Genomic DNA, 26385 nt, shown 5'->3' with positions numbered 1-26385 from the left:
AAACTTGGTTTCCGCACTTTCCGCAACGAAGCTCACATGTGAGGCCCTTGATGACGACGTCCCCGAACACGCTCGCCGCCCCGGCGGTCCCCACTGCTCAGGCCGCCGTCACGCTGCGTCCGCTGCAGCCGGGCGCCGCCCGGATCACCGGCGGCTTCTGGCACACCCGCCAGCAGCGCAACCGCACCGCCGGCCTGCGCTCCGGCTACGAGCAGCTCGAGGCCTCGGGCACGTTCCGTAATTTCCGCATCGTCGGCGGCGCGGAGCAGGGCGAGGCCTCCGGGATGATCTTCCAGGACTCCGACGTCTACAAGTGGCTCGAGGCCGTCGCCTTCGAACTCGGCCGCGAGGACGATCCCGAGCTGCGCGGCATGGCCCGGGAGGTCACCTCGATGATCGCCGGCGCGCAGCAGGAGGACGGCTATCTCAACTCCGTCCACACCCTGCGACACTCCCCCGACGAGCACTACTCGCACATGGCCTGGAACCACGAGCTGTACTGCTACGGCCACCTGATCCAGGCCGCCGTCGCCCTCTCCCGCAGCGCCGGCGAGCAGGAGCTCCTGGACGTCTCGCTGCGGATCGTGGAGCACCTGCGCACCGTGTTCGGCCCCGAGCTGCGCCACTCCACGGGCGGCCATCCGGTGATCGAGATGGCGCTGGTGGAGCTGTTCCGCCTCACCGGCCGCGAGGAGATCAAGGAGCTCGCCCGCTTCTTCCTGGACATGCGCGGCGGCGAGGAGCGCTTCGACGGCGTGAACCCGGGGCCGGGCTACTTCTCCGCCGCGGTCCCGGTGCGCGAGGCCCGCACCGTGGAGGGCCACGCCGTGCGCGCGCTCTATCTCTTCGCCGGCGCCACCGACCAGGCTGTCGAGGACGGCGACGCCGCCCTGCTCGCCACCACGGAATCCGTCTTCGCCGACCTGCTGGCCTCCAAGACGTACGTCACCGGCGGGATGGGCGCCCGCTGGGACTGGGAGGCCTTCGGGGACCCCTTCGAGATGACCACCGACCGCGGCTATGCGGAGACCTGCGCGGCGATCGGTGCGATCCAGTGGGCCTGGCGCCTGCTCCTGGCCACCGGGAAGAGCCACTACGCCGACGTCATCGAGCGCCTGCTGTTCAACGCCTTCCTGCCGGGTGTCTCCCTCGCAGGGACCGAGTACTTCTACGTCAACTCCCTCCAGCTGCGCGAGGGCGCCACGGCCGACGAGGGCCGCTCGATCGCCCACGGCCGACGCGGCTGGTTCGACTGCGCCTGCTGCCCGCCCAACATCATGCGCACCGTCGCGAGCCTCGACCATCTCGCGGCGACCGCGACCGCCGACGGCCTGCAGATCCATCAGTTCGCCTCCGGCACCTGGAGCGCCGGGGAGGGAGCCGACGCTCTGAGCGTCCGCGTCACCACCGACTACCCCGTCGACGGCCGCGTCCACGTCGAGGTGCTCCAGGCCCCGGCCACGGAACGCACGGTGTCGCTGCGCATCCCCGCGTGGTCGCGCGACACCGCCGAGGTCACCTTCCGCGGGACGGCGTCCTCGGTGCCCGAGCAGCAGATCACGGTGCCGTCCGACGGCTCCCCCGCCGAGATCCGTGCCGCCTTCACCGCCGGTGACGTGATCGAGCTGGAGCTGGACCTCACCCCGCGCTTCGTCGGCGCCCACCACCGCCTCGACGCCTCCCGCGGCGCTGTCGCCCTCGAGCGCGGCCCGCTGGTCTACGCGCTCGAGAACGAGGACCAGGACGGCGCGGCGAGCGTCGACGACGCCGCCGTCGATCCACATCGGATCCCGTCGGCCAGAGATCCGCTCCCCGCCCTGGACGGTGCCGTGCCTCTCGCCGTCACCGGCAGCGCCATAACCGTCTCGGCCGCAGCCGCCGCCTGGCCGTACCCGGCCCACGGCAGCACGGACGCGGCCCTCACCCGCACGCCCACCACCTGGACGGCGATCCCGTACTACGCCTGGGGCAACCGCAGCGTGGGCCCGATGCGCGTGTGGCTCCCCCTCGAGGCCGACTGATGCTCTCGCGGCGCGCAGGCCTGCGCCGCCCCTGGTGAGGCGCAGGGAACAGAACTGCTGCGGTCCGGTCGGGTGCAAACGGCCCGGGCAGTGGCAGGATCAGCGTCGTGCCCGAGAACACCTCGCGCTCGCCCCGCTCCGACGAGCCATCTGACCCTGATCACGAGCAAATCCCCCAGACCGACGACCACGAGTCACCGGTCCCTCCTTCGACCGACTCCGACCCGGAGCACCCGCACCGCGCGCAGCGCGCGTCGGCCGCACGTCACGCCCCGGGGCCGCACCCCGCGCACGCGCCCCATCAGCACCAGCACCCCCATCACCACCTCGACCAGCGCGGCATGCCCCGCACCCGGGAGCCGCTGGCGATCCTGGTGACCGGCGCGCTCGGCGTCGTGTTCGGCGACATCGGCACCAGCCCGCTGTATGCGCTGCAGACGGTCTTCAGCGCCCACCACAACGCCGTCGCCCCCTCCGAGTCCGACGTGCTGGGCGTGATCTCCATGGTCACCTGGTGCCTGCTGATCATCGTCAGCGTCACCTACATCGGGCTGATCCTGCGCGCCGACAACCAGGGTGAGGGCGGCATCCTCGCCCTCACCGCGCTCGTGCTGCGCAAGCTCGGCACCGGCGGCTCGCTCATCGGCTCCCGGGAAGCGGCAGTCGCTCTGGTGCTCGGCGTGCTCGGTGCCGCCCTGTTCTTCGGGGACTCCCTGATCACCCCCGCGATCTCCGTGCTCTCCGCCTTCGAAGGCATCGAGGTGGCCAGCTCCGTCCCGAACACGGTGATCCTGCCCGGCGCGCTGATCGTGCTCACGGCGCTGTTCGCCGTGCAGCGCTGGGGCACCGCGCGCATCGGCAGCTCGTTCGGGATCGTCATGGTGATCTGGTTCCTGACGCTCGCGGCGATGGGTCTGCCCCACGTGCTCGCGAACCCGTCGATCCTGCGTGCGCTGTCGCCGCACTACGCCGTGGCGTTCATGGTGGACCGTCCCGTGGTCGCGTTCATCGCGATGGGCGCCGTGGTGCTGACCATCACCGGCGCCGAGGCGCTGTACGCGGACATGGGCCATTTCGGCCGTCGACCCATCGCGCTGGCCTGGATCTGCCTGGTGCTGCCCGCCCTGCTGCTGAACTACTTCGGCCAGGGCGCCCTGATCCTCGCCGACCCCGCCGCCATCGCCAATCCATTCTTCTCCCTGGTGCCCGACGCGCTGCGCATCCCGCTGGTGGTGCTCGCCGCGATGGCCACCGTGATCGCCTCCCAGGCCGTGATCTCCGGGGCGTTCTCGGTGGCCCGCCAGGCCACGCGCCTGTCCCTGCTGCCGCGCCTGAAGGTCACCCAGACCTCCCGCGAGCACGGCGGACAGATCTACATCGCCTCGATCAACACCCTGCTGTTCGTGGGCGTGGTGACGCTGGTGGTCGTCTTCCAGCGCTCCGAGGCCCTCGCCGCGGCCTATGGGCTGGCCGTGACCGCGACGATCATCCTGGTGCTCGCCCTGTTCCTGCTCTACGCCCGACGGATCCGGCACTGGCCGCTGTGGAGCGTGGTCACCATGGCCGTGATCGTGGGCGGCCTCGAACTGGTGCTGCTCGCCGCGAACGTCGTGAAGATCCCCGACGGCGGCTGGCTGCCGCTGGTGGTCGCCGCCGTGCTCACCACGATCATGCTGGTGTGGAAGCGGGGCTCGCGGATCCTGTTCGGGAGGCGCCGCGAGATGGAGGGACCGATCGCGGACTTCGTGGCCGGGCCCGCTCGGGCGGTCCCGCGGGTCCGCGGGCTCGCCGTGTACCCCCACGGGGATCCGACGACGGTGCCGCTGGCCCTGCGCACCGGCGTGGAGATGAACCATGTGCTCCACGAGCACGTGGTGATCGTGACCATGAAGCACCTCTGGGTGCCGCGCGTGCACCACGACGACCGGGTGCTGGTCGATGTGCTGGGCGACGGCTCCGACGGGATCGTGCTGGTCACCTACCAGGTGGGCTTCCACGACTCGCAGGACGTCCCTGCCGCGCTGCGCGCCGCCATCGAGCTGCGCGGGCACCTCCACGACCACTGCGCCTCGGACTGCGTGGAGCACGTTCCGGAGCTGCTGCTGGACCCCGAGAACGCCGTGTACTTCCTGTCCGTGTTCCGCATCGAACCAGGCCAGGACCACTCCATGCCACGCTGGCAGAAGGCGATCTTCCGTCAGCTCGAACGGGCCTCGGCCAACCGCACGCACGTGCTGCACCTCCCGCCCACGCGCACCGTGGTGATGGGCGCCGAGACGGTGCTGTAGCGGGGCAGATCCCGCCTCGGCCCCACTCAACCGATCGTCGGCTCGAGCTCCTTCCACAGCGGCCCGGCCATCTCGCGGCTGAAGTGCGCCGTGAGGTGGTGGCCGTCGCGGTACACCAGGGTGTTCCCGATGATCGCGGGGCAGTTCGTCTCGTTGCAGAAGTACCGCGAGAGGTCGAGGAACGTCGCACCGCTTTCCACAGCCGCGGCCTCGGTGGTCCTCTGCAGGGAGGGTTCGAACGCTTCGCCGACCGGGATCGCACACTCCCGGGCATCCTCCAGATGCGCGGAGAGGCACACCGCGGAGGTGCTGCCCTGGTTGGGGACGTCGGCGAGCACGTCGACCGCCGGCCCGTCGATCTTCCCGATCGTGGATTCCAGCCCGGCCTGCCATTTCGCCGGGAAGTCGTCATTGCCACCCACCAGCTCGGGCGGGGCGCCAGGGTAGTTCGTCAGCAGCACCAGATCGGGCTGCTCGGCGTTGATCCGGTCGATGACTCCGGCGCGCCACTCATCGCACTCGGTGTACTCGACGCCGCTCTCCAGCTGCCGGAGGTCCGCCGAGGTGCACGAGCTCTTGGTGTTCGTGTCCAGCCGGATCTTTCCCTGCTCGGCGAGCTCCGCGAGGGCCGGGTACCAGCTGGCCGCGTGGGAGTCCCCGAACAGGAACACCAGCGGAGCGTCCTCGTTGTCCCCCACCTGGCAGCCGCTGGGGTCGGTGTCGGGCTCCTGGCGGTGGCAGCCGTCGGCGTAGATCGTGGGATTGTCGTCCTCTGCCTCCTCGAGGGAGGGCGTGAGGTTCTCGGGCACGAAATCGGTGCCCTCGGGGTTCGGGCGCGGTGCCTCCGCGGCCGCCGCGACATCGGTCGCCGCCTCCTCCTCCTGGGTCAGGAGATAGCTGCTGCCACCCGTGGCGATCAGTGCGGCGGACGCCGCGAGCGCCACGGCGCCGGTCCACAGCTGCGAACGCTGCCGCAGCGGAGCCCAGGCGATCACGGGGCGCTCCACGACGCGGAACAGCAGCCAGGCCAGCGGGAACGCCGCCGCGCCCAGCAGCAGCTTGACCCACAGCGGGAGCGGAGACTCCTCCCCGGCGACGACCTGCGGGATCACCTGCAGCGGCCAGTGCACGAGGTACAGCGAGTAGGAGATCGCGCCGACGAACTGCATCGGGCGCACGCCCAGCAGACGGTTCGCGTTCGCGCCGCCAGGTGCCGCGCCGCCCACGATCAGCAGCGCCGTCGCGATCACGGGCAGCGCCGCGGTGTATCCGGGGAACGGGGTCGCGTCGGTGTACAGCAGTCCCACCGCCACCAGCAGCGCCAGGCCCAGCCAGGACAGCATCCCGGTGCGCACCGAACGCAGCCACGGCGCCCCGGAGCGCAGCAGGAACGCGACCAGGGCGCCGGCGCCCAGCTCCCACGCCCTGGTGGGCAGGGCGAAGAAGGTCCACGGCTGGGAGATGGCCATGCCCACCACGCACAGCACGAACGAGATCGCCGTGAGGACCGAGACGACGATCAGCAGCCGCCGTTCGCTGCGCCGGCACAGCCAGAAGCCGAGCGCGAGGATCGCGGGCCAGAACAGATAGAACTGCTCCTCGACGCCCAGGGACCAGTAGTGCTGGAAGACCGACGGGCTGGTCTCGGCCAGGTAGTTGGTGCCCTGCACCGCGAACAGCATGTTCGGTACGTACAGCGCGACGGACACCGCGCCCTTGGCCACCTCGTTCATCAGCAGCGGAGGGATCCAGATCCACGCCGCGATCACGCTCAGCAGCGCCACCAGCAAGGACGCGGGCAGGATGCGTCGGGCGCGCTTGGCGTAGAAGCTCCCGAAACGGATCCGCCCGTGGGACTCCAGCGACTCCAGCAGGTGGGTGCTGATGAGGAACCCGGAGATCACGAAGAAGACGTCGACGCCGACGAAACCACCGGTGATCAGGGGAACCCCGGCGTGATAGAGCACCACGAACAGCACGGCGATCGCCCGCAGTCCCTGGACGTCGGGGCGGAACCCGGATTTCTTCGCGGCGGGCGCTCCGGCCGCTGCTCTGGCGTCAGCGCTCACTGGTGTCCTTCCCGTGGTTGTCCTCGGGCCGTGGAGTATATTCCGCGCTCCGCGATGGCGGGGACGCGCAACGCGCGGTCGCGTCATGAGTCCCGCGACGGTGCATGCTCAGGCAGGTCGGTCCACAGTCGTCGGATCAGAAGCGTCAGAAGCGTCGATAGGCGTCGATGGCGTCAGACGACTCCGGGGTCTCCAAGAGCTCCAGGAGTCAGACGACCCGACGGGATCACGCGGCCCAATGGAGTCAGGCGGCCAGACAGAGTCAGACGGCCAGACGGAGTCAGGCGGTCCGACGGATCACGCGGGCGAGGATGTCCAGGTACCTCCGCGCGAGGACGTCGTCGTCGGCATGATCGGAGACCCAGGCCCGGCCGCTGGCCCGCACGCCGGCCTGCGAACGGTCTGCGGCGAGCTCCCGCCACAGGTCCGCGAGCGCGTCGACGTCCTGCGGGGGCAGCACGTGGCCGGCGCGGGCCGCCCGCACCACGTCGGCCGCCTCGCCGTCCAGCATCGCCGTGATGTGCCGCCCGGTCGCGAGCATCTCGTACAGCTTCGAGGGCACGGTCCACTGGAACGGCGCCCAGTCCCGCAGCGACACCACGACCGTGTCCGCCCAGTGGTACTGCGCGCCGACCTCGCGGTGCGGGATGCGCGGCAGCACCTCCACCGGGGCGTCGAGCTCCTCGGCCAGGGCCGCCAGGGTCGACGCCTCGACCCCGTGGCCCACGAGGCGTACCTGCAGGTTCACCCCTTCGCGATGCAGCTGCGCCGCGGCGCGCACCACGGTGTCCAGACCCTGCGAGCGCCCCATGTTGCCCAGGTACAGGCAGCGCAGCTCCGGATGATCACCGGGCAGGTGATCGTGACGCGGGGTGACCGCCGCCAGATCGGTGCCGTTGCGCACCACGTCGATCTCGGTGACGCCGCGCTCCTCGAGCACCTCGGCGAAGCGATCCGTGGTGGTCACGACGGCCTGCGCACCGCTCTGCCAGCTGGTCACCTGCTGGTGCACCATGCCCTTGGCCAGCGCGATCGCCCACCGCAGGCTGGTTCGGGCGGCGTTGGGCTGCGGGGCATGGGCGGCTTCCGCGAGCAGCGCACCAGCGGGGCCGACGTGCGTGACCAGATCCGGCCAGGCATCGCGCATCTCCACCACGAGCGGAACGTCCCACAGAGAGCTGAGCGCGCGCCCCACCATGAGCGTCGGGATCGCGGGGGCGGTCGCGATGACCACATCGGGCCGGGTCCCGGGGCGGGAGAACCGCCGACGCAGGCGCCACAGCGAATCCGCGGCGGCCACCAGATGATCGGCGGTGCGGGTGCCGATGTCCGCGAGGTGCGGGAGATAGGCGGTGCGCAGCACGGTCTCGCCATGGCGGCCCACCTCGACCCCGCCCACGCGATGGGTGCGCCGCTGGGTGCTGTTGGGCCGGCCGCTGGGATAGTGCGGCACCGGCGCCGCCACGGTCACCCGATGGCCGGCGGCGATGAAGCGCTCGATCAGGGCGGACCATCGACGCTGCGGCGCCCCGAACTCGGGGGCGTAGTAGTGCGTCAGCAGCAGGATCCTCATGCGGTCGCGGACTCCTCGAGCCCGAGCACCTGGTGCGCCTCGCGCAGCAGCTCGGGGGTGAGATGGGCGGTCTGCGGCGGGCGGATACCGGTGCGCGCGGTCTCGGCGGAGATCTGCAGACGGATCGACTGCGAGCTCTCGTCGGGCTCCGCAGCAGGCAGCTCGGCGATCGCCGCCGACGGGATCACCACGTGGCGGGAGCTGAGCTGACGACGCACCACAGAGACCGCCGCGAGCTCACCGGTCGGATCGTGCAGGTAGATATCGCGCACGCGACCCACCGTATCGCCCTCGCTGCCGAGCACCGTGAGCCCGGCGAGCGCGAGCAGCCGCGCCCGTCGTCCCGCCGGGCCGGCACCCTGCTCGTCGGACGCGCGAGCCCCGTCGGCCCGGTCGGTTCCGTCGGCCGGGCCAGCTTCGTCGGCTCCGTCGGCCCCATCGGACGGGCGAGCCCCATCGGCCCCATCGGACGGGCGAGCCCCGTCGGCCCGGTCCGCCCCGGCGATCCCGTCGGACCCGACGGACCCGACGGCATCGTCCGTGGACGCCGTACCTCCGGATACCTCAGCCACGCTCGCGCCCCGCCTCAATCGACGATGCAGAGACGCACGAAGTCGTGCACGTCGCGGATGGGGTCGGCCGTGCGGTCCTGCTGCAGCTCACGCACCGAATGCTCGCGCACCGTGAGGCTCAGCAGCAGGGAGAACAGGCTGCGGGCCATGAACGCCGGCTCGACGCCCTCGACCAGCAGACCCCGCTCGGCGTGCCCGGTGAAGACCTGCTCGAGCACGTGCTCGTGCACCAGACGCAGCCGCGAGATGCGGTAGCGGCCCGGATGATCCGGGTTCACGGTCTCCGCGGCCAGCGTGGCCAGCAGCGCCATCGAGTGCTGCGTGGGGTTCCACGGGCCGGCCAGCGCCGCGAGCAGCGCCTTCGGGGATCCCTGGAGCGACTCCACGGAGTCCAGCAGGCCCTGGGCATGGGCCTCCAGCCGGTCCGCGACCGCGCCCAGCAGCACCTCCTTCGAGGCGAAGTGGTGCAGCATCCCCGGATGCGAGATGCCCACGCGGCGCGAGATGTCGCGCAGGCTCGCCCCGTGATAGCCGCGCTCGGCGAAGAGCGCGGCGGCACCGTCGAGGATCGCCTCCCGTCGGGCCTGACCCGGGGTGGTCGACAACGGCGCGTCGGCGACTCCGGGATCCTGGAGGACCATCGCGAGATCAGGGGCGGCATCCCCGGTCGTGGCCGGCGGCGCCACCGCCGAGACCTCGGTCGGGGCGCCGACGATGGTCCGCAGATCGGTCCCGACCTCGAGCTCCGCGGCCGAGATCGAGTCCAGCGTGCGCAGTGCCTGCGCCAGGGGGTCCACGCTCATGTTCACCGAGTTCCCGTCGAACGATTCATCGCCGGCACGATCGGAGAAGACAGCGGACAACGGCGATGGCCCGGTCCCCGCACCAGGGGGGCCGCTCGTCGCGGCAAGCGTCATCGAGGTTGTCCCTTCGCGATCAGTTCGGCGATCTGGATGGCATTGAGGGCAGCGCCCTTGCGCAGATTATCCGCTACGACGAACAGTACGAGACCCTTTCCGCCCGGAACAGACTGATCCTGGCGGATCCGGCCCACGAACGTGCCGTCCTGACCGGCGGCCTCCAGGGGGTTGGGCAGGTCCACGACGGAGACGCCCTCGGCGGCCTCGAGCAGCTCACGGGCACGATCGGCCGTGATCTCGCGATCGAACTCGGCATGGATCGCGAGCGCGTGACCGCTCATCACCGGCACGCGCACGCAGGTGCCCGCGACGGGCAGCTCGGGCAGGCCCAGGATCTTGCGCGACTCGTGGCGGAGCTTCTGCTCCTCGTCGGTCTCCCCGGAGCCGTCCTCGACCAGGTTCCCGGCCAGCGCGAGCACGTTGTAGGCGATCGGCTTCGCGTAGACGCCCGGCTCGCCGAGGTCGACGGCGGAACCGTCCAGCGCGAGCTTCTCCACGTCGTCGGCCCCGGCCCGGATCTGCCCGGCGAGCTCCGCGACCCCGGCGACGCCGGAGCCAGAGACGGCCTGGTAGGTGGCGACCTTCAGCCGTGCCAGACCGGCCTCGTCGTGCAGGGCCTTCAAAGTGGGCATCGCGGCCATCGTGGTGCAGTTCGGGTTCGCGATGATCCCGCGCGGCAGATCGGTGATCGCCTCGGGGTTCACCTCGGAGACCACCAGCGGCACCTCGCCGTCGCGGCGCCATGCCGAGGAGTTGTCCACGACCGTCGCGCCCGCCTCGGCGAACCGGGGAGCGAGGGCCGTGGACGTCGAGCCGCCGGCGGAGAAGATCGCGATGTCGACCGTCGCGCCCTCGGAGGTGATGTCCGCGGAGGTGGCGTCCTCGACGATCAGGTCCTGGCCCGCGTACTGCACCGTCGAGCCGGCGCTGCGGGCCGACGCGAACGCGCGCACCGCGCTATGGGGCACGGCGCGATCCGCGAGCAGGGCCAGCAGCACCCGGCCCACCTGACCGGTCGCACCGACGACGCCGATGACCGGCCCGTCGGCCGCGTACCCGGGGGTGGCGGTGAAGTCGATCGTCTGGGTGTCCTGGGTGTCCTGGGTGTTCTGGCTGGTCATCGTCCGGTCCCTCCGTACACGACGGCTTCGGTCTGCTCGGCATCCAGGCCGAACGCCGTGTGGATCACGCGCACCGCGTCGTCGAGCCGCGACTGCTCGGTGACGACGGAGATGCGGATCTCCGAGGTCGAGATCATGTTGATGTTGATGCCGGCCTCGCCGAGGCTGCGGAACAGGGTCGCCGAGACGCCCGGGTGCGAGCGCATGCCGGCGCCGACGATGCTGACCTTGCCGATCTGGTCGTTGTAGCGCACCTCGGAGTAGCCGATCGCCTCGCGCGACACCTCGATGGCCTTCAGCGCCGCCGGGACGTCCTGCTCGGGGAGGGTCAGGGAGATCGCGACGGTGTCGTCCACCGTCGAGGAGTTCTGCACGATCATGTCGATGTTCGCGCCGGAGCCGGCGACGACGTCGAACAGCAGCGCCGCGCGGCCGGGGACGTCCGGCACCTCGACGACGGTGATCTTGCCTTCGCTGCGGTCATGCGCGACGCCCGAGATGATGGGGGCTTCGAGGCCGGGATCGGAATGGTCGTCCATGGGGAGCTCCTTGGTCGGGTCGGCGGCGTCGCGACGGGCGACGTCCGCGGCACGGAGGGTGACATCGGGGTCGATGGGGATGATGCGCTCGGGGTCGTCGGAGACGATCGTCCCCAACCGGCCCGAGTACGAGGAGCGCACGTGCAGCGGCACCCCATAGCGGCGGGCGTACTCCACGCTGCGCACCATGAGGATCTTGGCGCCGTTGGCGGCGAGGTCGAGCATCTCCTCGCAGGAGATGAAGGGGACACGGCGGGCGGCAGGCACGACGCGGGGGTCCGCGCTGAACACGCCGTCGACATCCGAGTAGATCTCGCAGACATCCGCCTCGAGCGCCGCGGCGAGCGCGACAGCCGTGGTGTCCGAACCGCCGCGGCCCAGCGTGGTGATGTCCTTCGTGGTCTGCGAGACGCCCTGGAAACCGGCGACGATCGCGACCGATCCCTCGTCCAGGGCCTCCTGGATGCGGCCGGGCGTGACGCGCAGGATGTGGGCCTTGCCGTGCACCTCGTCGGTGATCAGGCCGGCCTGCGAGCCGGTGTAGGCACGCGCATCGACGCCCGCATCGTTCAGCGCCATCGACAGCACCGCCATGGAGATGCGCTCGCCTGCTGTGACCAGCATGTCGAGCTCGCGGGCGGGCGGCTGGTCGCTCACCTGCTCGGCGAGGTCGATGAGCTCATCGGTGGTATCGCCCATGGCGGAGACGACGACGACCACTTTGTGGCCCGCCTTGGAGTACAGGGAGATCCTCTGGGCGACACGCTTGATCGAGTCGGCGTCGGCGACGGAGGATCCTCCGAACTTCTGGACGACCAGGCTCATGGGACGATTTCCTTCACGGTTGCGGGCATCGGAGGTAAAGCATCAGACGTTCCTGCTCCGGGACCGCCCTCGAGCGGACCCGGCGGCACGGCAGAGCCGGCGGCCCAGCACGGGAGGCGGCACGGCGCAGGAGGCGAAGAGCACTCCCGGCATCGAGCACGCGGACGGCATCGGGCACACGGAACCGCCGACCAGTCTACGAGGGCGCCCGCCCAGACGCTCATGACCCCATCTGTCGAGACGCAGCCCCAGGTCACAGTGTTTTCGAGACGTGGCCCACCCAACACTCCCCCGCGCGCGCCGCAGCGATCCCCTCCACGCGAGGGGGCGAGGCTGCCCCCCGCGCGCCACCTCGCCACCTCGCCACCTCGCCACCTCGCCACCTCGCCACCGGCATCCAGTTTTGTGTCCCTACGACCGATGTCCTGCGACATAACATTGAGTTTACGCGGGAGCCAAGACGCACAAACCCCGGAGAGTTCGACAGGCGTCCGCCACCTTACGGCCGAGAGCTCCCGAGGCCGCGTGTGACAGCACCGCGCTCCCGCCTTCGCACGCCTCCTCCGGGTGCGCCATACTCACCCCATGCCAACCCCTTCCTCCCTCTCTCTCGACGGCCTCGTCTTCGACATGGCCTCCTCCACCGCTTCCGTCGTGGACCCGACCTCCCCCACCCGTTTCGTCTACCACCAGCAGGGCGAACTGGTATGGGGCAGCTACACCGGGGACACGGTCACCGAAGGTCGCTTCGTCGGGCAGCTGGCCGGCACGGAGCTCGCGATCTCCTTCGCCCATGAGCTGGTCGCCGATCGCAGCGTGGTGCGCGGGGAGGCGACCAGCCGCGTCGAGGAGCGCGACGGCACGATCGCGCTGATCGAGGAGTTCACGAAGGACGGCGCGGCCCATGAGAGCGTCTGCCTGCAGGTCTGAGCGTGCGCCCGACCCGTCGGCCGCCTGCGGTTCAGTCGATGCTGCTGGGCCGGTCCGGATTGGTGCGGGTGTAGCGCAGCAGCCCCCGCTCGGCCGCCACCTGCTGGTGATCGCCCAGATCCGGCGGCAGCAGCCGGCCCCGGTCGAACACCTCGTCGAGTACAAGCACCGTCTCCACACTCTTGACCTGCGGCAGCGCTGCCACCACGCCCACCACGAAGCTGTGCACGCCCTCGACGTCCGCCCCGCGCGTCAGCAGCATGACGTCGTGCTCGCCGGTGGTGATCTTGGCGGACTCCACATCCGGGATCCCCGAGATCTCCTCCAGGAACTCCGGCAGCCGCTGCGGGTGCACCGTCACGAACACCAGGGTGCAGACCCCGAGGCCGGCCCTCACCGGATCGATCTGCGCGGCGTAGCCGGTGATGACCCCTGCGTCCGTCAGCGCCTCGACCCGCGCATAGGCGTTCGACCGGGACACGCCCACCTCCTGGGCCAGTGCCGCTATCGAGATTCGACCGTGATCTCGCAGCACCTGGAGGATGCGAAAGCTGATGTCGTCGATTCCTGCGGCGGAACGTCCTGAAGTCCTCGTCGGATCGCTGTTCATTCTGGACATTCTGCCGCAGGTGACGTCTCAGTAGGTAGAGATGATCGATCCGGGTCGTGAGGGAGGACATATAGTTCCCTGTCACACCCGCAGTTCCACCACCCGTCCATCGCGGGTGACCCACCGTTGGAGGCTTCCGTGCACCGCACCTCTCGTCGCACCGTCATCGCTCTCGGGCTCGGCGCGAGCCTCGCACTGGCCGGCTGCTCCGGCGGCAACTCCGCCGGTGGCTCCTCCGGGGGCGGGGGCGGCGGGGAAGGCTCGTCCACGCTGGTGATCGACACCGCGTTCTCCCTCGAGACCGGGGACCCGGGCCGCAACTACGTGCCCACCGGCAACATGATGCTGCACGCCGTCTACGACACGCTCCTCACCTTCGAGGGCTCCGAGGAGGACGAGCCGATCCCCTCGCTGGCCACCATGGAGAAGAACGAGGACGCGACGTCCTTCACGTTCACCCTGGCCGAGGGGCGCACCTTCTCCGACGGCTCCACCGTGAACGCCGACGACGTCGTCTTCTCCCTGACCCGCGTGCAGGGGATGACCGAGTCCAAAGCGAACTTCCTGATGAACGGCATCACCGTCGAGAAGGTCGACGACATGACCATCACCCTCACCACCGAGGACCCCTCCCTCGAGCTGCCCGCGATCGTCACGAACCCGGCGCTGTCCATCCTCAACTCGGAGCTGGTCCAGGACAACGGCGGCACCACGGGAGACGACGACGCCGCCGAGGACTTCCTGGGAAGCGCCTCCGCCGGTTCCGGACCCTACCTGCTGGACTCGATGGACATCACCTCCCGCGCGGTGCTCGTGCCCAACCCCGAGTACAACGGCGAGTACGCGCCCGGGTTCGAGCGCATCGTGATCCGGAACGTCACCGAGTCCGCGACGCAGCTGATCAACCTCCAGGGCGGGGACTCCCACCTCGCCGTCGACCTCAACGGCGACCAGGTCGCCGAGCTCGGTGAGGACTTCACCGTCACCTCGAAGCCCTCCGCCCAGACCATCTTCCTGCTGGTCAATCAGAACGAGGAGGTCGGCCAGGTCACCGCCGATCCCAAGTTCGCCGAGGCCGTCCGCTACGCCCTGAACTACGAGGAGCTCCTGCAGCTCGCCGGCGAGGGCTCGGTGCAGGCCACCGGCGTGATCCCGCCGATGTTCACCGGCGCGCTGGACAGCGGTGTCGCCGAGGATCTGGAACGGTCGAAGACGGCGCTGGAGGAATCCGGCTACGCCGGTGAGACCATCACGCTGCAGTTCCCCAGCGACAACCCCGTCGGCGGTGTGGAGTTCACCCCCGTCGCCGAACGGGTCCAGGCCCAGCTGAAGAACGCCGGCATCACCGTGGAGCTCGCCCCGGCGCCCTTCGCCTCCCAGATCGAGCCGTACGTGGGCGGCCAGGAAGCCTTCTCCATGTGGTACTGGGGCCCCGACTTCGCCGACTCGTCCTCGTTCCTGCCCTTCGGCCCCGGCGAGAAGGTGGGCCTGCGCGCCGGCTGGGAGGCCGACGCAGACCCGGAGATCGCCGAGCTCGTGAGCACCGCCGCGAACGCGACCTCGGTCGAGGAGCGCGAGCAGGCGATGCGCGAGTACGCCACCGCGATGCAGGAGGAGGGGCCCTTCGTGCCCCTGATCGTCCCCGGCATCAACCTGGCCAGCAGCGCCACCGTCACCAACGTCCAGAACAACACCAACTGGACTCTCGACATCCCGCTGCTCCAGCCCGCCGGCTGAGCTCCCCCACGATGACCGCCACCACCACATCGCAGAAGCCTGCCCGGCTCTGGCAGCGCTGGCCGCTGCTGGGGTACATCCTGCGCCGCCTCGGCACCTCGGTGCTGCTGATGCTCGGCGTGACCATGGTGACGTTCGTGCTCACCGCGCTCGTGCCCGGCGACCCGGTCGCCGCAGCGCTGGGCGAAGGTGCGGCGAGCAACCCCGCCACGGTGGCCGCGTACGTCGAGGAGCACGGACTGGACAAGTCCATCCCCGAGCGGTACCTGATCTACCTAGCGGCTCTGCTCCAGGGCGATCTGGGCACCTCGATCAAGACCGGCCGCCCGGTGGCGACCGAACTGGCCACCGCCGTCCCGGCGACGGTGGAGATCGCGCTCTGTGCGATCGTCGTCAGCCTCGCCGTCGGCCTCGCTCTCGGCACCATCGCTGCCCACCACCGCGGCCGCGCGACCGACCAGGTGCTGCGGGTCGTCTCCCTGCTCGGCCTGAGCGTGCCCACGTTCTGGCTGGCCATTATGGCGTACCACACCTTCTTCCTCCGCCTGGGCGTCGCACCGGGCGCGGGGCGGCTGGACCCCACATTCACCCCGCCGCCCACCGTCACCGGGCTGTACACCGTGGACTTCATCCTGGGCGGCGACCCCGTCGGCTTCTTCGACGCGCTCGCCCATCTGGCGCTGCCCGTGCTGGTGCTGTCGCTGTTCACCATCGGCCTGCTCACCCGTTTCATCCGAGCCGCCGTGCTCGAGGTGCTGGACACCGACTACATCCGCGCCGCCCGCGCCAAGGGGCTGCCCCGTCGCCGGGTCATCGGCGCCTACGTGCTGCGCGGAGCTTCCCTGCCGATCCTCACCGTCGTCGGCGTCGCCTTCGGCGTGCTGCTGTCCGGGACCGTGCTGGTCGAGGCCGTCTTCGCCTGGCCGGGGCTCGGCACCTATGCGTTCAACTCCGCGATCAACCTCGATCTGCCGGGCGTGATGGGCGTGGGGCTCGTGGTGGGCGTGATCTACCTTGTCATCAACTTCGCGGTGGACCTGCTCTACGGGGTCCTCGATCCCCGGGTGAGGCTGGCATGAGCGCATCGACCTCCCCCCGCACGCGCCTCCGTCGGGGCCGCCTGTTCCGTGCGATCCCGACCGCCTGGCGCACTCCCCTGGCGATGGTCGGCGCGATCATCGCTCTGGCCTGGATCGTGATCGCGCTCATCGCTCCCTGGGCGGCGCCCCACGATCCGCTCGCCCAACAGCTCCCCCGCCTGACAGCCCCCGGTGATGCCTCCGTCCTCGGCACCGATCAGGTGGGACGCGACGTGTTCTCCCGCCTCCTGACCGGTGCCCGGGTGACCATGCCGCTGGCCCTGCTCATGGTGGTCAGCGCGACCGTGCTCGGCACCCTGATCGGCTCCATCGCCGGATTCGTGGGCGGCTGGGTCGATGAGACGCTGATGCGCCTGACCGACTTGATCATGGCGTTCCCCACCGTCATCCTGGCGATGATCATCGCCGCCTCGCTGGGTCCCTCGCTGCTGAATGCCGTGATCGCGGGCATCGTCGTGTCCTGGCCGCAGTACGCCCGCGTGGTGCGCTCGCTCGTGCTGAGTCTGCGCACCCAGAACTTCGTGATCGCCGGACGACTGCTGGGCTACTCCCCGTGGAGATCGCTGCGCAGCGACATCCTGCCCAACGTCGCCGGCCCCGTGCTGGTGCTCGCCTCCCTCGACATCGGCACCGCGATCCTGCTGCTGACCGGTCTGTCGTTCCTGGGCCTGGGCGCCCAGCCGCCGGCCGCCGAATGGGGCTCGATGATCTCCGGCGCGATGAGCCACATCGATGCCTGGTGGCTCGGGGTCTTCCCGGGCCTGGCGATCCTCACCGTGGTGATGGCGTTCAACTTCATCGGCGACTCGCTGCGCGATGCGCTGGACCCGCTCTCCTCCGCCGAGCGCGAGGGCGCGGCCGGCGGCACCGAGCACGAGGAACCGGCGGCCGTCGAGAACCCGACGACGGAGGAGGGACGATGAGCGCCCTGAGCATCCGCGACCTGACGATCGCCTTCGGACGCCATGACCCCGTGCAGGTGGTCTCCGGCATCTCGCTCGACCTCTCCCCCGGGAAGATCCAGGGCCTCGCCGGGGAATCCGGCTCCGGGAAGACCGTCAGCGCCATGGCCGTGCTCGGGCTGCTGCCGGCGACCGCGCAGGTCGGTGGCTCGATCCGCTTGGGCACCACCGAACTGGTCGGGCTGCGCCCCCGAGAGCTCAACCGGGTGCGGGGCCGGCGCATCGCCATGGTGTTCCAGGATCCCTCGGCCAGCCTGCACCCGCAGCTGACCATCGGGGCACAGCTGACCGACCACGTGCGTGCGCACCTGCGCCTGAACCGGCGCGACGCCCGGCAGCGGGCGATCGACCTGCTGACCCAGGTGCACGTGCCCGACCCCGCCGAGGCGCTGCGGAGGTACCCGCACCAGTTCTCCGGCGGTCAGCGCCAGCGCATCGCGATCGCCGTCGCCCTGGCCTGCGACCCCGAGGTGCTGCTGGCCGACGAGCCGACGACGGCCCTCGACGTCACCGTCCAGGCGGGGATCCTCCATCTCCTGCGGGAACTGGTGGACCAGCGCGACCTGGCCGTGCTGCTGGTGACCCACGACCTCGGCGTGATGAGCGCCGTCGCGGACGACGTCGCCGTGATGCGCCACGGACAGATCGTCGAATCCGGCAGCACCCACGACGTCTTCACGACGCCCCAGCACGCCTACACGCGCACGCTGCTGGAGTCGATGCCCGATGCGCAGCAGTCACTCGTGGAGGACGACGAATGAGCACCGTTCTGGAAGCGACGGACCTCGCGGTCGAGTACCGCGGGCACCGCACCGTGCGGGCGGTCGACGGCGTCTCATTGACGATCAGCGCCGGCGAGGTGCTGGCGCTGGTCGGCGAGAGCGGCTGCGGAAAATCCTCCACCGCCCGCGCCGTGATCGGCATGGAGAAGCCCCACTCCGGGGACATCCGATTCCGGGGAGCACCGGTGCCGCCGCTGGGACTGCGCCGCCGGAAGGCCGAGCTCACAGCGATGCAGATGGTGTTCCAGGACCCGAACTCCTCGCTGAACCCGCGCAAGCGGGTCGGGGACCAGATCGCCGACGGAGTCACCGCGGCACGAAGTCGCGGCCTGTCCTCGGACGCTCCCCGTCAGTGGCTCGGCGCCGTGGGCTTGGACCCCGACATGGTCACCCGCTACCCGCACCAGTTCTCCGGCGGTCAGCGCCAACGGATCGCGATCGCCCGGGCCCTGGCCGCACAGCCAGACCTGCTGGTCGCCGACGAGCCGATCTCCGCACTGGACGCCTCCAGCCAGTCCGAGGTCGCCTCGATGATGCGCCGACTGGTTCTCCAGGCCGGAGCGGGCATGCTGTTCATCTCCCACGACCTGTCCGTCGTGCGGATCATGGCCGACCGCGTGGCCGTCATGTACCGCGGCCGGATCGTCGAATCCGGGCCGACGGCGATGGTCTGGGCCGATCCGGTCCACCCCTACACGAAGGCGCTGCTGGGAGCGATCCCGCACCCGGACGGGAAGGGCGTGCTGCCGGCGGCCCCGGCGGCCGAGGCACCGGCGGAGTGGCACGAGGAGCTGCCGGGGGCGCTGGACCGGGGGTGAGCCTGTGGGGTCCCTGCGTGATGGGGCACCCTGACCTCGCCCTCAGCGGAGTGCCGCCCCCGGGCTCGAGATCGGCACAGTCCAGCCTGCGACGTCCGGCACCGGCCGCCACGACCCGCACGATAGGCTCGCGCACATGGGGACGGAACGGGGGTCGCCGGCCGAGGCGGCGGCACGAGCATGCGATGAGCTGGAGCGATACCTGACGACGGGCCGGATCGACGCCGCCCGCCGCACCGCCGACGCTCTCCTCGGCGCGGGCGCGCAGGACGAGGTGCTGGCCGCGCTCGCGCAGCTCTCTGTCACGCTCCCCGAAGCACTCGAGCTGTTCGTCGAGACCCTCGATGCGACCGGAGTGGTGCGCCGTTTCGCCGGCGCCGCACTGCTGGATCCCCCCGCCGTGGATGATGTCGCCCAGGATTCCCTGATCTCGATCGCGCAGTCGATCCACAGCTATGACGGCCGGTCGAAGGTGACCACCTGGGTACACAGCATCGTGCGCCGACGGGTGGCGGACCATCTGCGCCGTCAGCGACGCACCGTGGAGCTCGAGGAGCAGCACCGCCCTGCGGCACGGATGAGCTCGCTGATCGCGGACCGGGTCAGCGTGCAGCAGGTGCTGGCCGGTCTGCCGGACCGCTACCGGGCGCCGGTCGAGCTGCGTGACCTCGAGCAGCTGCCCTATGCGGCGATCGCCGCACGGCTGGGCCGCGCCGAAGGAACCGTGAAGTCACAGGTCAGCCGGGGCCGCGCGATGCTCGCCGGCCGGCTGGGCGCGGACCAGCCCGCTCCCGAGAAGCTCTGATGGCAGAGCTGCTGGGCCACTACCGGCTGCACGAGGTGCTCGGTGTCGGCTCCTTCGCCACGGTGCACCGCGCACACGACGAGCGACTCGACGCCTCCGTGGCCGTCAAGGTCCTGGCTGAGAACCACAGCCTGAACCCCGAGATCCGGGAGCGCTTCATCGCCGAGGGCCGCACCCTGCGCCGCGTCGGCGGCCCGCACCTGGTCACGGTCCACGACATCGGCCAGACCTCCCGGCAGCAGCCGTACCTGGTGCTCGAGATCGCCGACCGCGGCACCCTGCGTCAGCGCGTCGAGAATTTGCGGGCCGAGGGCTGGCGCGCCACCCGAGAGGATGCGCTGGCTCTTGCCCGGCCGCTGGCGGCCGCGGTGGGGGCGGTGCATCGGGCCCGGCTGGTCCACCGCGATCTGAGCCCCGGGAACCTGCTCTTGACCAGCACCGGCGGAGTCGCCGGTGTGACTCAGGGCGATGCCGTCACTCCGCCGGCGTCGGTGCTCGGCGCCGACGAGCGCCTGCTGGTCGCCGATCTCGGGATGTGCAAGGACCTCGCCGTCAGCTCCGGCCTCACCGTCGCCGCCGGCACCGACGGGTTCCGTCCACCCGAGCAGTCCCGGCCCGCTGTGGTCGACATCCGCGCCGACATCTGGGCGATGTCCTCCGTGCTGCGCTGGCTCGTCCAGGATGCCGACCTGCCCGCGGCGCTGCACCGGACGCTCGAGCGCGGACTGCAGGAGGATCCCGGCGCCCGCCAGGCCGACGCGACGACATGGCTCGGCGAGGTCGAGGAGGCCCTGGCCCTCGAGACTGCACCGGCCGCGCACGAGCCGTCGGCCGCCTCGCCGGTCGGCCCCGAGCCGTCGTCCGCCTCGTCGCTCTCGGCCAGCGCCGGCGTCGGATACCGCCTGCGCCGTCGCGCCGTCCTCGGAGCGCTGCTGGTGCTCGCCCTGGTCACCGGGCTGGGGCTCGGCAGCCTGCTGGACCTCCGCGGCGCCGTGCCGTCGGCAGCGGGCGGTGTCTCGCTGGCGATCGAGGGTCCGGACGAGGTGAGAGTCGGTGAGGAGGCGGTGTTCACTGCCGAGGTGGAGGGTGCCGACTCCTGGGTGTGGTCCCTGCCCACCGGCTCCCACCTCGTCGATGCCGAGCAGACGGTCCTCACCGCCTCCGGGCCCGGCACCGCGGAGGTGGTGCTGCGCGCCCGCGCCCCCGACGGGCAGGAGCTGGAGGCACGGCGCACGGTGCGGGTTCTCGAGTGACCTCGCGGCGGCTGAGAACTTTCTCGGGATCCGATGCAACCGAACCGCCCTCCGCGACGACATACACCGTGAGACCACATCGATGGCGTCCGCGCAGCCGGCGCCCGACCGAAGGAGCATGACCATGACAGACCGCCGCACTCTCCGGCCCACGCGGCGCCAGGCCGTGCTGGCCCTCACCTCGCTGGCCGGGCTGTCGATGACGGCCTGCTCCGGCGGCGGCGGCGAGGCTGAGTTCGAGGATTCCGCCGACGAGCCCACCGCCGACGAGCAGGCCGACGGATCCGATGCCTCAGACGGCGGCGGGCAGGAGCATCCCTCGCAGGAGGCCGACGAGGCCGAGCCCGCCGCCGTGATCGATCCGGCCGACGCGGTCGATACGATCAGCTACACCCTGCCGAGCGGCGACATCGACGGGACGATGACCGTCGGCCTGCACCATCTGCGCGTGCGCGGCGACACCATGGAGCTGCTGCTCACCTTCACCCCGGAGTTCACCGAGCCCGGAGCGTTCACGCTCTGGGAGCTGCACGGGGAGAACCACAGCAACGTGGGGCCGGCGCTCTTCGACCGCGTCAACCTCAAGCGCTACGACATCCTGCGCACCAATGGCAGCTGGGATACCGAGGGGGTCTGGAACAGCAAGCAGGCCGTGCACGAGCTCGCCTCCGGCGACACCCAGGCGTACTGGGCGAACTACGCCGCACCCGTGGACGAGATCGACACCGTCAACGTCGGCATACCGGCCGGCCCCGAGTTCGAGGACGTCCCGATCGAGCAGGGCCCGAGCGATGCGACGGGTGAGCCCGGCGCCGAGGACGGGGAGGGATGACGATGACCGACACCACGACGCGCCGCTCCCCCGCCCGGAGGCCCGACCTGCGCATCGCGCTCGACCGACATCCCGTGGGCCGCCTCGCCGCATGCGCGGCGGCGCTGCTGGTCCTGGCGATCGCCAGTCCACCGGCACTCGCTGATGGTGAGGCGGAGGGGCCGCCCGAGCAGCCCTTCGAGATCACCCAGACGGTCCTGGACGACTCGATCACCACTTACGTCGCGCCCAGCTCGATCACCTCGCTGGGCAGCACCGAACCGGCCGACGACCAGGTGATCGTGCTCGAGGCCGATATCCTGTTCGCCTCCAACACCTGGGACCTGCCGGGAAGCGCCACCGCCCGCATCGCCGAGCTCGCCGCCGAGATCCCCGAGGGGGCGAGTGTCCAGGTGGGAGGGCATACCGACTCCCGCCCCGTGAACCAGGCACTGTACGACTTCGACAACCAGGAGCTCTCCGAGCACCGCGCCCAGGCTGTCGCCGACGCGCTCACCGCGCAGCGCCCCGACCTCACCCTCGAGGTGACCGGACACGGCAGCCAGCAGTTGGCCGCGACCGAGGACCCCGACGACCCGTCCTCCTACGCGGCCAATCGCCGGGTCGAGATGCGCTACGGGGACTGAGCCGGTCGAAGGCGCCCACCTCGTGGCCGTGCTCGGACGCCCGCCGGGGCAGAGAGTCGGCGGCCCGGGTGCGAGGTAGCCGGCGCGAGGCCGGGCTCTCCCGTTCTCGCGCCTCACCGTCACCTTCTCGCCCTGTCGGCCCGCACCTGATGGAATGGCCCCATGAGTCCACGCCCTCGCAACCGCAACCCGCTCGGGCAGGGCGCCGCCCGCCAGCACCCGCACCGTCGCACCGCGCACCCTGCGCGGCCCGCGACCACTCCCGCCGAACCGGCGGCGGAGAACCCCCTGATCCAGGTGCTCCGCCCGGCGCTGCGCTCCGACGATCCCACCGCGTTCTGGGTCGCCGCAGCACCGCTGGTCACGGAGATCGCGGACCTGCAGCACCATTCCGAGGAGCTGCCGGAAGGGGTGGACCTGCTGGACACCTTCCTCGAGATCAACGTCGCCGAGACCACCGCACTGCTGCACATGGTCGCGGCGATGTGTCCCGATGCGGAGCTCCGCTCCCGGGCGCGGGTGGGAGTCACCGCCCGCCGCCAGCCGATGCCGCCGCAGGTCTCCGGGCTCGCGCAGGCCTCCGTCACCGAGGGAGTCGCCTTCTCCGACGGTGCCGGGGAGAACCTGATGGTGGAGCTGGCCCTTCCCCGCGGCGTGCGGGCCGTGCTCATCGCCTACATCCCGTGGAGCCCCGCACCGTACGTGAAGGACGCCTTCGTGATCGGCGAGCCGATGGAGCAGGTCACCGACAAGTACCGGGAGATCATGGCCAACGACGGGACGTCGCTGGACGAGGTCCTCGAGATCGTTGACCCGGCGGACGCGCGCGCCCGCTTCCACCAGGCCCTCGCGTCCACTGCGGCGGATGTGGAGCAGTCTCGTGACTGGGAACAGTGGCCGATGCTGCGACCCTTCGTCGAGTTCGTCGTCACCCTCATGCCGGAGGGAGGGACGGGGTACGACCAGGACGGCCTCGGTGCCGGCGTCTCCCGCGATGCCGCTCGCCCCGTCCCCGAGCGCCCGCCGTGGCTCCTCGAGGACGGCACCGACCTGATCGAGGAGTTCACCGCCTCCGAGCACGCCGTGGGCCTCGCACACGGCAAGGCGCTGGATGATCTGGTCGCGTACCTGATGATCCTGCTCGACGCGGGCTTCGGCGATCCGCTGGGTTGGGATCCGGAGCTCACCGAGTGGATCGTCACCGACGTGCTGCCCACGAGCCCGCTCCTCTCCGAGGACGCGGTCACGTTGATCCCGTCCGCCCTCCCGGCGCTGATCGCCTGGTCCCTCGAGCGGACCGACGAGGATCCGTCCGTGCGTGCGCGCACCCTGAGCGCGATCGCTCCGGTGCTCGAGCAGTTCCCGGCGCGTCACGCCGATCCGCGAATGCGCGCTCGCCGACTCGAGGAGCAGGTCGACCTCGCGCTCGAGCTCGAGGACCCCAGCGCGCTGCGCCTGGCGGATCTCGCTCTGCGGGCGGGCGGGGTCGAGGCGCTCGCGACGCTGAACACCACGCCGCTGCCTGCAGAGGAGCTCGCTCTCGAGCAGTTCCCCGAGGAGCTGCGGGACCTCGCCGCCGAGATCGACGCGCACCTGATCGAGGGGGCGTCCGCGCTTCTCGAGCACCACCCCGGATCCGCCGATCTCAACGAGCTCCTCACCGCCTGCCGGCGCCTGCTGGTGCGCGTCGCCCAGCTCGATGATGCGGTGCTGCGACGGAAGGCGAGCACCCGCAACACCGCTGCGGCGGTCGTCTCGATCATCGCCCGCGGCAACGACCTCATGGGGTATGCGCCGGCGCCCCTGCACGAGAAGGACCTGCGGGCAGCCTTCGACCTGCGCAGCGCCCCGAGCCAGCGCGCTCGCACGCTGGCGCAGGCGGCCGCGCTCCCCCATCGCTTCGCCGGCATCGCGCTCGCCGATCCCGGGCTGCTGCTGGGCTCCATGCGTGCGAAGCTGCTGCAGGAGCGGGACGTGCTGCAGTCGGAGTGAGGGGCGACGTGGTCAGCTCTGCCCAGTTGACGTCATCGTGCCCCTCGACGAACACATCTTCGGGCACCAAGGCCCCGTCGCCGACGGCGAGTCCGCTGCGTCGGTGACCGAGTTCTGAGTTGCACAGTCTGCCCTGACGCCGCGACCTCTGTTACTTTCGGGGCACCCCCTGGCACATTGATGGCAAAGATGTAACACTCAGATGTAACATTTGAGCCAGGAAGGTGTGCGATGAGGTCAGTCGATGCGCTAGCGACGCTACAGGAGCTGGGCTCCAGTCAGCGAGGACTCGTGACCACCAGCCAGGCAGAGCAGTACGGAATCTCCCGTGTCGCTCTCGGGAGGCTCCGAGAGCGCGAGCTCATCTACCAGGCCCGCCGAGGCGTCTACGCACTTCCCACCGCCGGGGACGAGTCGCTTCAGGACCTTCACGCCGCATGGCTGAGCACTGATCCCACAGAGATTGCAGAGCAGCGCCTTGGCCAGCCCGACGTCGCCGTCTCTCATGTCTCAGCCGCTCGAGTCCATGGTCTCGGCGATCTCGTGGCCCCCCACCACGAGTTCACCTCGACGATCAGGCGGCGCACCAGTCAGCCCGACGTGCGTATCCACCGCGGTGATCTGCCCGACGACGACGTCGCCATCATCAGTGGCCTCCCTGTGACCTCGATCCCGCGAACCGTTGGCGACATCGCCGACGGCGGCGTCGACCTTGACCATCTCGCCTACGTCGTGCGAGACGCGCTCTCGTCGCCGCAGGTCCGGCCACGCGATCTGGCACGCCGCCTCGACAGGGCGGCGGCACGCCACGGGTTCGAGGACGGCGACGTTCTGGTCGAGGCGTGCCTTGAGCGCGCTGGGCTCCCGCCAGTCGCGGAGAATCTCGCGTCTGCGCGCGAATCTCTCATGCGGACCCTCGGGGGCGATGCGGTCCGCGAGCTGATGGAGAAGACCTTCGGCGACATGTTCGCGGACCAGTGGAAGACCCTCACCGCTGATCGTGCGAGCACCCTATGGGGACTTGCCGACCCACCGGCCCTCGACGCTATCCGGAGCCTTCCCGCTCAGCACACGGCTACACGATGGAGAGCCACCACGTCGAATGTGCTCGAATCATTCCGGATGCCCGCTCTGGATGCTCTCCGCTCCTCGACCCTCCGCGACCTGAACAAGTCGATGCGCCTAGGCTCCCCATGGGCCACGAACCCTTCGGGTGGCCAGGGCATGGATGTCCAGGCCTCGGAACGAAAGAAAGTGAGCGATGGCGACGAAGCAATCCAGGCCGCAGACGCCAGCTGGACTGAGGATGTCCCTGAAGGCGAAGCTGAACGCGAAGGCTCGTGAGCGCGGAGTCGCCTCGGACCCGATCCGCAAGCAGTTCGCGTTCGCACTGCTCTACCGCAGATTCTTTAGCGTGGACGGTGATCAATGGATGGTGCTCGGAGGAAGTGCCTTGCTGCTGCGCACGGGAGGTGTGATGTCTCAGGACTTCGGTGACAGTTCTGTATCAGGACATCGGTGACAGTTGATGTCTCAGGACATCGGTGACGGTTCGGGGTTCTTCGGTGGCCGGCCTCGGCGTTTGCCGCTCCGTTGACCCGTGTGCTTGGAGGCGTATCGGATGCCGAGCGGGGGCCAAGCGTGCTCGGCCAGGATCTCGCCGTGAAGGTCGACGAACGTGACGCTGGCCTGTTCGACGAGGACGTGCACTTCCTGCTGGGCATGAGGGTAGGAGACCTGGAACGCGACGCCGTGGAGGGTGATCGTGCCGTTGTTGTTCACCACCCGTGTTCGTTCACCGGTCTGGATGACCCGCTCCCGGGGGAGCTTCCGGGAACGCTTCTTGCTGTCCCCGACGGACTCGATGATCAGGCTGGGCTCCACGACAGGCCGGGGAGACGGTGCCGGCTCAGTCGCGTCCCAGGCTTGGCGTGGTGTGATCCGTCCGGGAAGTCTGAGCTGCTGCGGTGATTTCGGACAGCGGATTCGGTTGATTTCTTATGCTGTCGT

22 protein-coding genes are annotated in these 26385 nt (G+C 70.3%); 14 read left to right on the top strand and 8 right to left on the bottom strand.

The features are described 5' to 3' along the window. Positions 1–50: 50 nt before the first annotated feature. On the top strand, positions 51–2021 hold the full coding sequence (locus tag INT49_RS16460; protein WP_193118837.1) for a glycoside hydrolase family 127 protein: 1971 nt from the start codon (positions 51–53) through the stop codon (positions 2019–2021). Positions 2022–2128: 107 nt separating this feature from the next. Next, entirely contained in the window at positions 2129–4309 is a 2181-nt protein-coding gene (locus tag INT49_RS16455; RefSeq protein WP_193118836.1) for a potassium transporter Kup, read from the top strand. Between the two features lie 26 nt (positions 4310–4335). Here INT49_RS16455 and INT49_RS16450 read toward each other — a convergent pair whose 3' ends face one another. The 6 genes from INT49_RS16450 to INT49_RS16425 form a co-directional block, all read right to left on the bottom strand. Further along, positions 4336–6378, bottom strand: coding sequence for an acyltransferase family protein (locus tag INT49_RS16450; protein ID WP_319021669.1), 2043 nt, complete (start codon positions 6376–6378; stop codon positions 4336–4338). Positions 6379–6658: 280 nt separating this feature from the next. Beyond that, positions 6659–7951, bottom strand: a complete 1293-nt coding sequence (locus tag INT49_RS16445) for a glycosyltransferase family 4 protein (protein ID WP_193118834.1) — start codon at positions 7949–7951, stop codon at positions 6659–6661. Continuing rightward, entirely contained in the window at positions 7948–8523 is a 576-nt protein-coding gene (locus INT49_RS21425; protein ID WP_193118833.1) for a PRC-barrel domain-containing protein, read from the bottom strand. The genes INT49_RS16445 and INT49_RS21425 overlap by 4 nt, the downstream gene beginning before the upstream one ends. Before the next feature lie 14 nt (positions 8524–8537). Then, a complete protein-coding gene (locus tag INT49_RS16435; protein WP_226850766.1) occupies positions 8538–9326 on the bottom strand; it encodes a TetR/AcrR family transcriptional regulator in 789 nt (262 codons plus the stop codon). Positions 9327–9436: 110 nt separating this feature from the next. Next, the gene (locus INT49_RS16430; RefSeq protein ID WP_193118831.1) at positions 9437–10564 is read right to left on the bottom strand and encodes an aspartate-semialdehyde dehydrogenase; all 1128 of its coding nucleotides are present in this window, start codon (positions 10562–10564) and stop codon (positions 9437–9439) included. Then, the gene (locus INT49_RS16425; protein ID WP_193118830.1) at positions 10561–11928 is read right to left on the bottom strand and encodes an aspartate kinase; all 1368 of its coding nucleotides are present in this window, start codon (positions 11926–11928) and stop codon (positions 10561–10563) included. Before INT49_RS16425 ends, INT49_RS16430 begins: the two co-directional genes overlap by 4 nt. A 585-nt stretch (positions 11929–12513) precedes the next feature. On the opposite strand from INT49_RS16425, the gene INT49_RS16420 reads away from it, so the two are divergent. Beyond that, positions 12514–12858 carry a hypothetical protein gene (locus INT49_RS16420; protein ID WP_217990150.1) on the top strand — a complete coding sequence of 115 codons (345 nt, stop codon included), beginning with the start codon at positions 12514–12516 and terminating at the stop codon, positions 12856–12858. 31 nt (positions 12859–12889) lie between these two features. Here INT49_RS16420 and INT49_RS16415 read toward each other — a convergent pair whose 3' ends face one another. Beyond that, positions 12890–13468: an Lrp/AsnC family transcriptional regulator gene (locus INT49_RS16415; protein ID WP_096164511.1), complete on the bottom strand. Its 579-nt coding sequence runs from the start codon at positions 13466–13468 to the stop codon at positions 12890–12892. Positions 13469–13606: 138 nt separating this feature from the next. Here INT49_RS16415 and INT49_RS16410 point away from each other — a divergent pair, with 138 nt between their 5' ends. The 11 genes from INT49_RS16410 (at position 13607) to INT49_RS16360 (ending at position 25719) form a co-directional block, all read left to right on the top strand. After that, positions 13607–15205: an ABC transporter substrate-binding protein gene (locus tag INT49_RS16410; RefSeq protein ID WP_193118829.1), complete on the top strand. Its 1599-nt coding sequence runs from the start codon at positions 13607–13609 to the stop codon at positions 15203–15205. An 11-nt stretch (positions 15206–15216) separates the two neighbouring features. Continuing rightward, positions 15217–16284, top strand: coding sequence for an ABC transporter permease (locus INT49_RS16405; protein ID WP_096164510.1), 1068 nt, complete (start codon positions 15217–15219; stop codon positions 16282–16284). Then, positions 16281–17228 (top strand): ABC transporter permease, encoded by a 948-nt coding sequence (locus INT49_RS16400; protein ID WP_096164509.1) that lies wholly within the window; start codon positions 16281–16283, stop codon positions 17226–17228. The genes INT49_RS16405 and INT49_RS16400 overlap by 4 nt, the downstream gene beginning before the upstream one ends. After that, a complete protein-coding gene (locus tag INT49_RS16395) occupies positions 17225–18028 on the top strand; it encodes an ABC transporter ATP-binding protein (protein ID WP_096164508.1) in 804 nt (267 codons plus the stop codon). Before INT49_RS16400 ends, INT49_RS16395 begins: the two co-directional genes overlap by 4 nt. Then, on the top strand, positions 18025–18867 hold the full coding sequence (locus INT49_RS16390; protein WP_096164507.1) for an ATP-binding cassette domain-containing protein: 843 nt from the start codon (positions 18025–18027) through the stop codon (positions 18865–18867). The genes INT49_RS16395 and INT49_RS16390 overlap by 4 nt, the downstream gene beginning before the upstream one ends. Before the next feature lie 136 nt (positions 18868–19003). Then, positions 19004–19672: an RNA polymerase sigma factor gene (locus INT49_RS16385; protein ID WP_096164506.1), complete on the top strand. Its 669-nt coding sequence runs from the start codon at positions 19004–19006 to the stop codon at positions 19670–19672. Further along, on the top strand, positions 19672–20925 hold the full coding sequence (locus INT49_RS16380) for a serine/threonine-protein kinase (protein ID WP_096164505.1): 1254 nt from the start codon (positions 19672–19674) through the stop codon (positions 20923–20925). Before INT49_RS16385 ends, INT49_RS16380 begins: the two co-directional genes overlap by 1 nt. Positions 20926–21043: 118 nt before the next feature. Beyond that, the gene (locus tag INT49_RS16375; RefSeq protein ID WP_141393698.1) at positions 21044–21757 is read left to right on the top strand and encodes a hypothetical protein; all 714 of its coding nucleotides are present in this window, start codon (positions 21044–21046) and stop codon (positions 21755–21757) included. Next, positions 21754–22383, top strand: coding sequence for an OmpA family protein (locus tag INT49_RS16370; RefSeq protein WP_096164503.1), 630 nt, complete (start codon positions 21754–21756; stop codon positions 22381–22383). The genes INT49_RS16375 and INT49_RS16370 overlap by 4 nt, the downstream gene beginning before the upstream one ends. A 162-nt stretch (positions 22384–22545) precedes the next feature. Continuing rightward, positions 22546–24375, top strand: coding sequence for a hypothetical protein (locus tag INT49_RS16365; RefSeq protein ID WP_096164502.1), 1830 nt, complete (start codon positions 22546–22548; stop codon positions 24373–24375). A gap of 231 nt (positions 24376–24606) precedes the next feature. Beyond that, positions 24607–25719: a type IV toxin-antitoxin system AbiEi family antitoxin domain-containing protein gene (locus INT49_RS16360; protein WP_096164501.1), complete on the top strand. Its 1113-nt coding sequence runs from the start codon at positions 24607–24609 to the stop codon at positions 25717–25719. A 189-nt stretch (positions 25720–25908) separates the two neighbouring features. Here the strand turns inward: INT49_RS16360 and INT49_RS16355 are convergent, their stop codons facing one another. Further along, the gene (locus INT49_RS16355; protein WP_193118828.1) at positions 25909–26259 is read right to left on the bottom strand and encodes a hypothetical protein; all 351 of its coding nucleotides are present in this window, start codon (positions 26257–26259) and stop codon (positions 25909–25911) included. Positions 26260–26385: the final 126 nt, after the last annotated feature.

The organism is Brachybacterium tyrofermentans, from assembly GCF_014897585.1.
In the GTDB taxonomy this organism is placed as follows: Bacteria; Actinomycetota; Actinomycetes; order Actinomycetales; family Dermabacteraceae; genus Brachybacterium; species Brachybacterium tyrofermentans.
The sequence above is the reverse complement of the archived record's forward strand: the minus strand, read 5'-3'. Positions and strand labels throughout refer to the sequence as shown.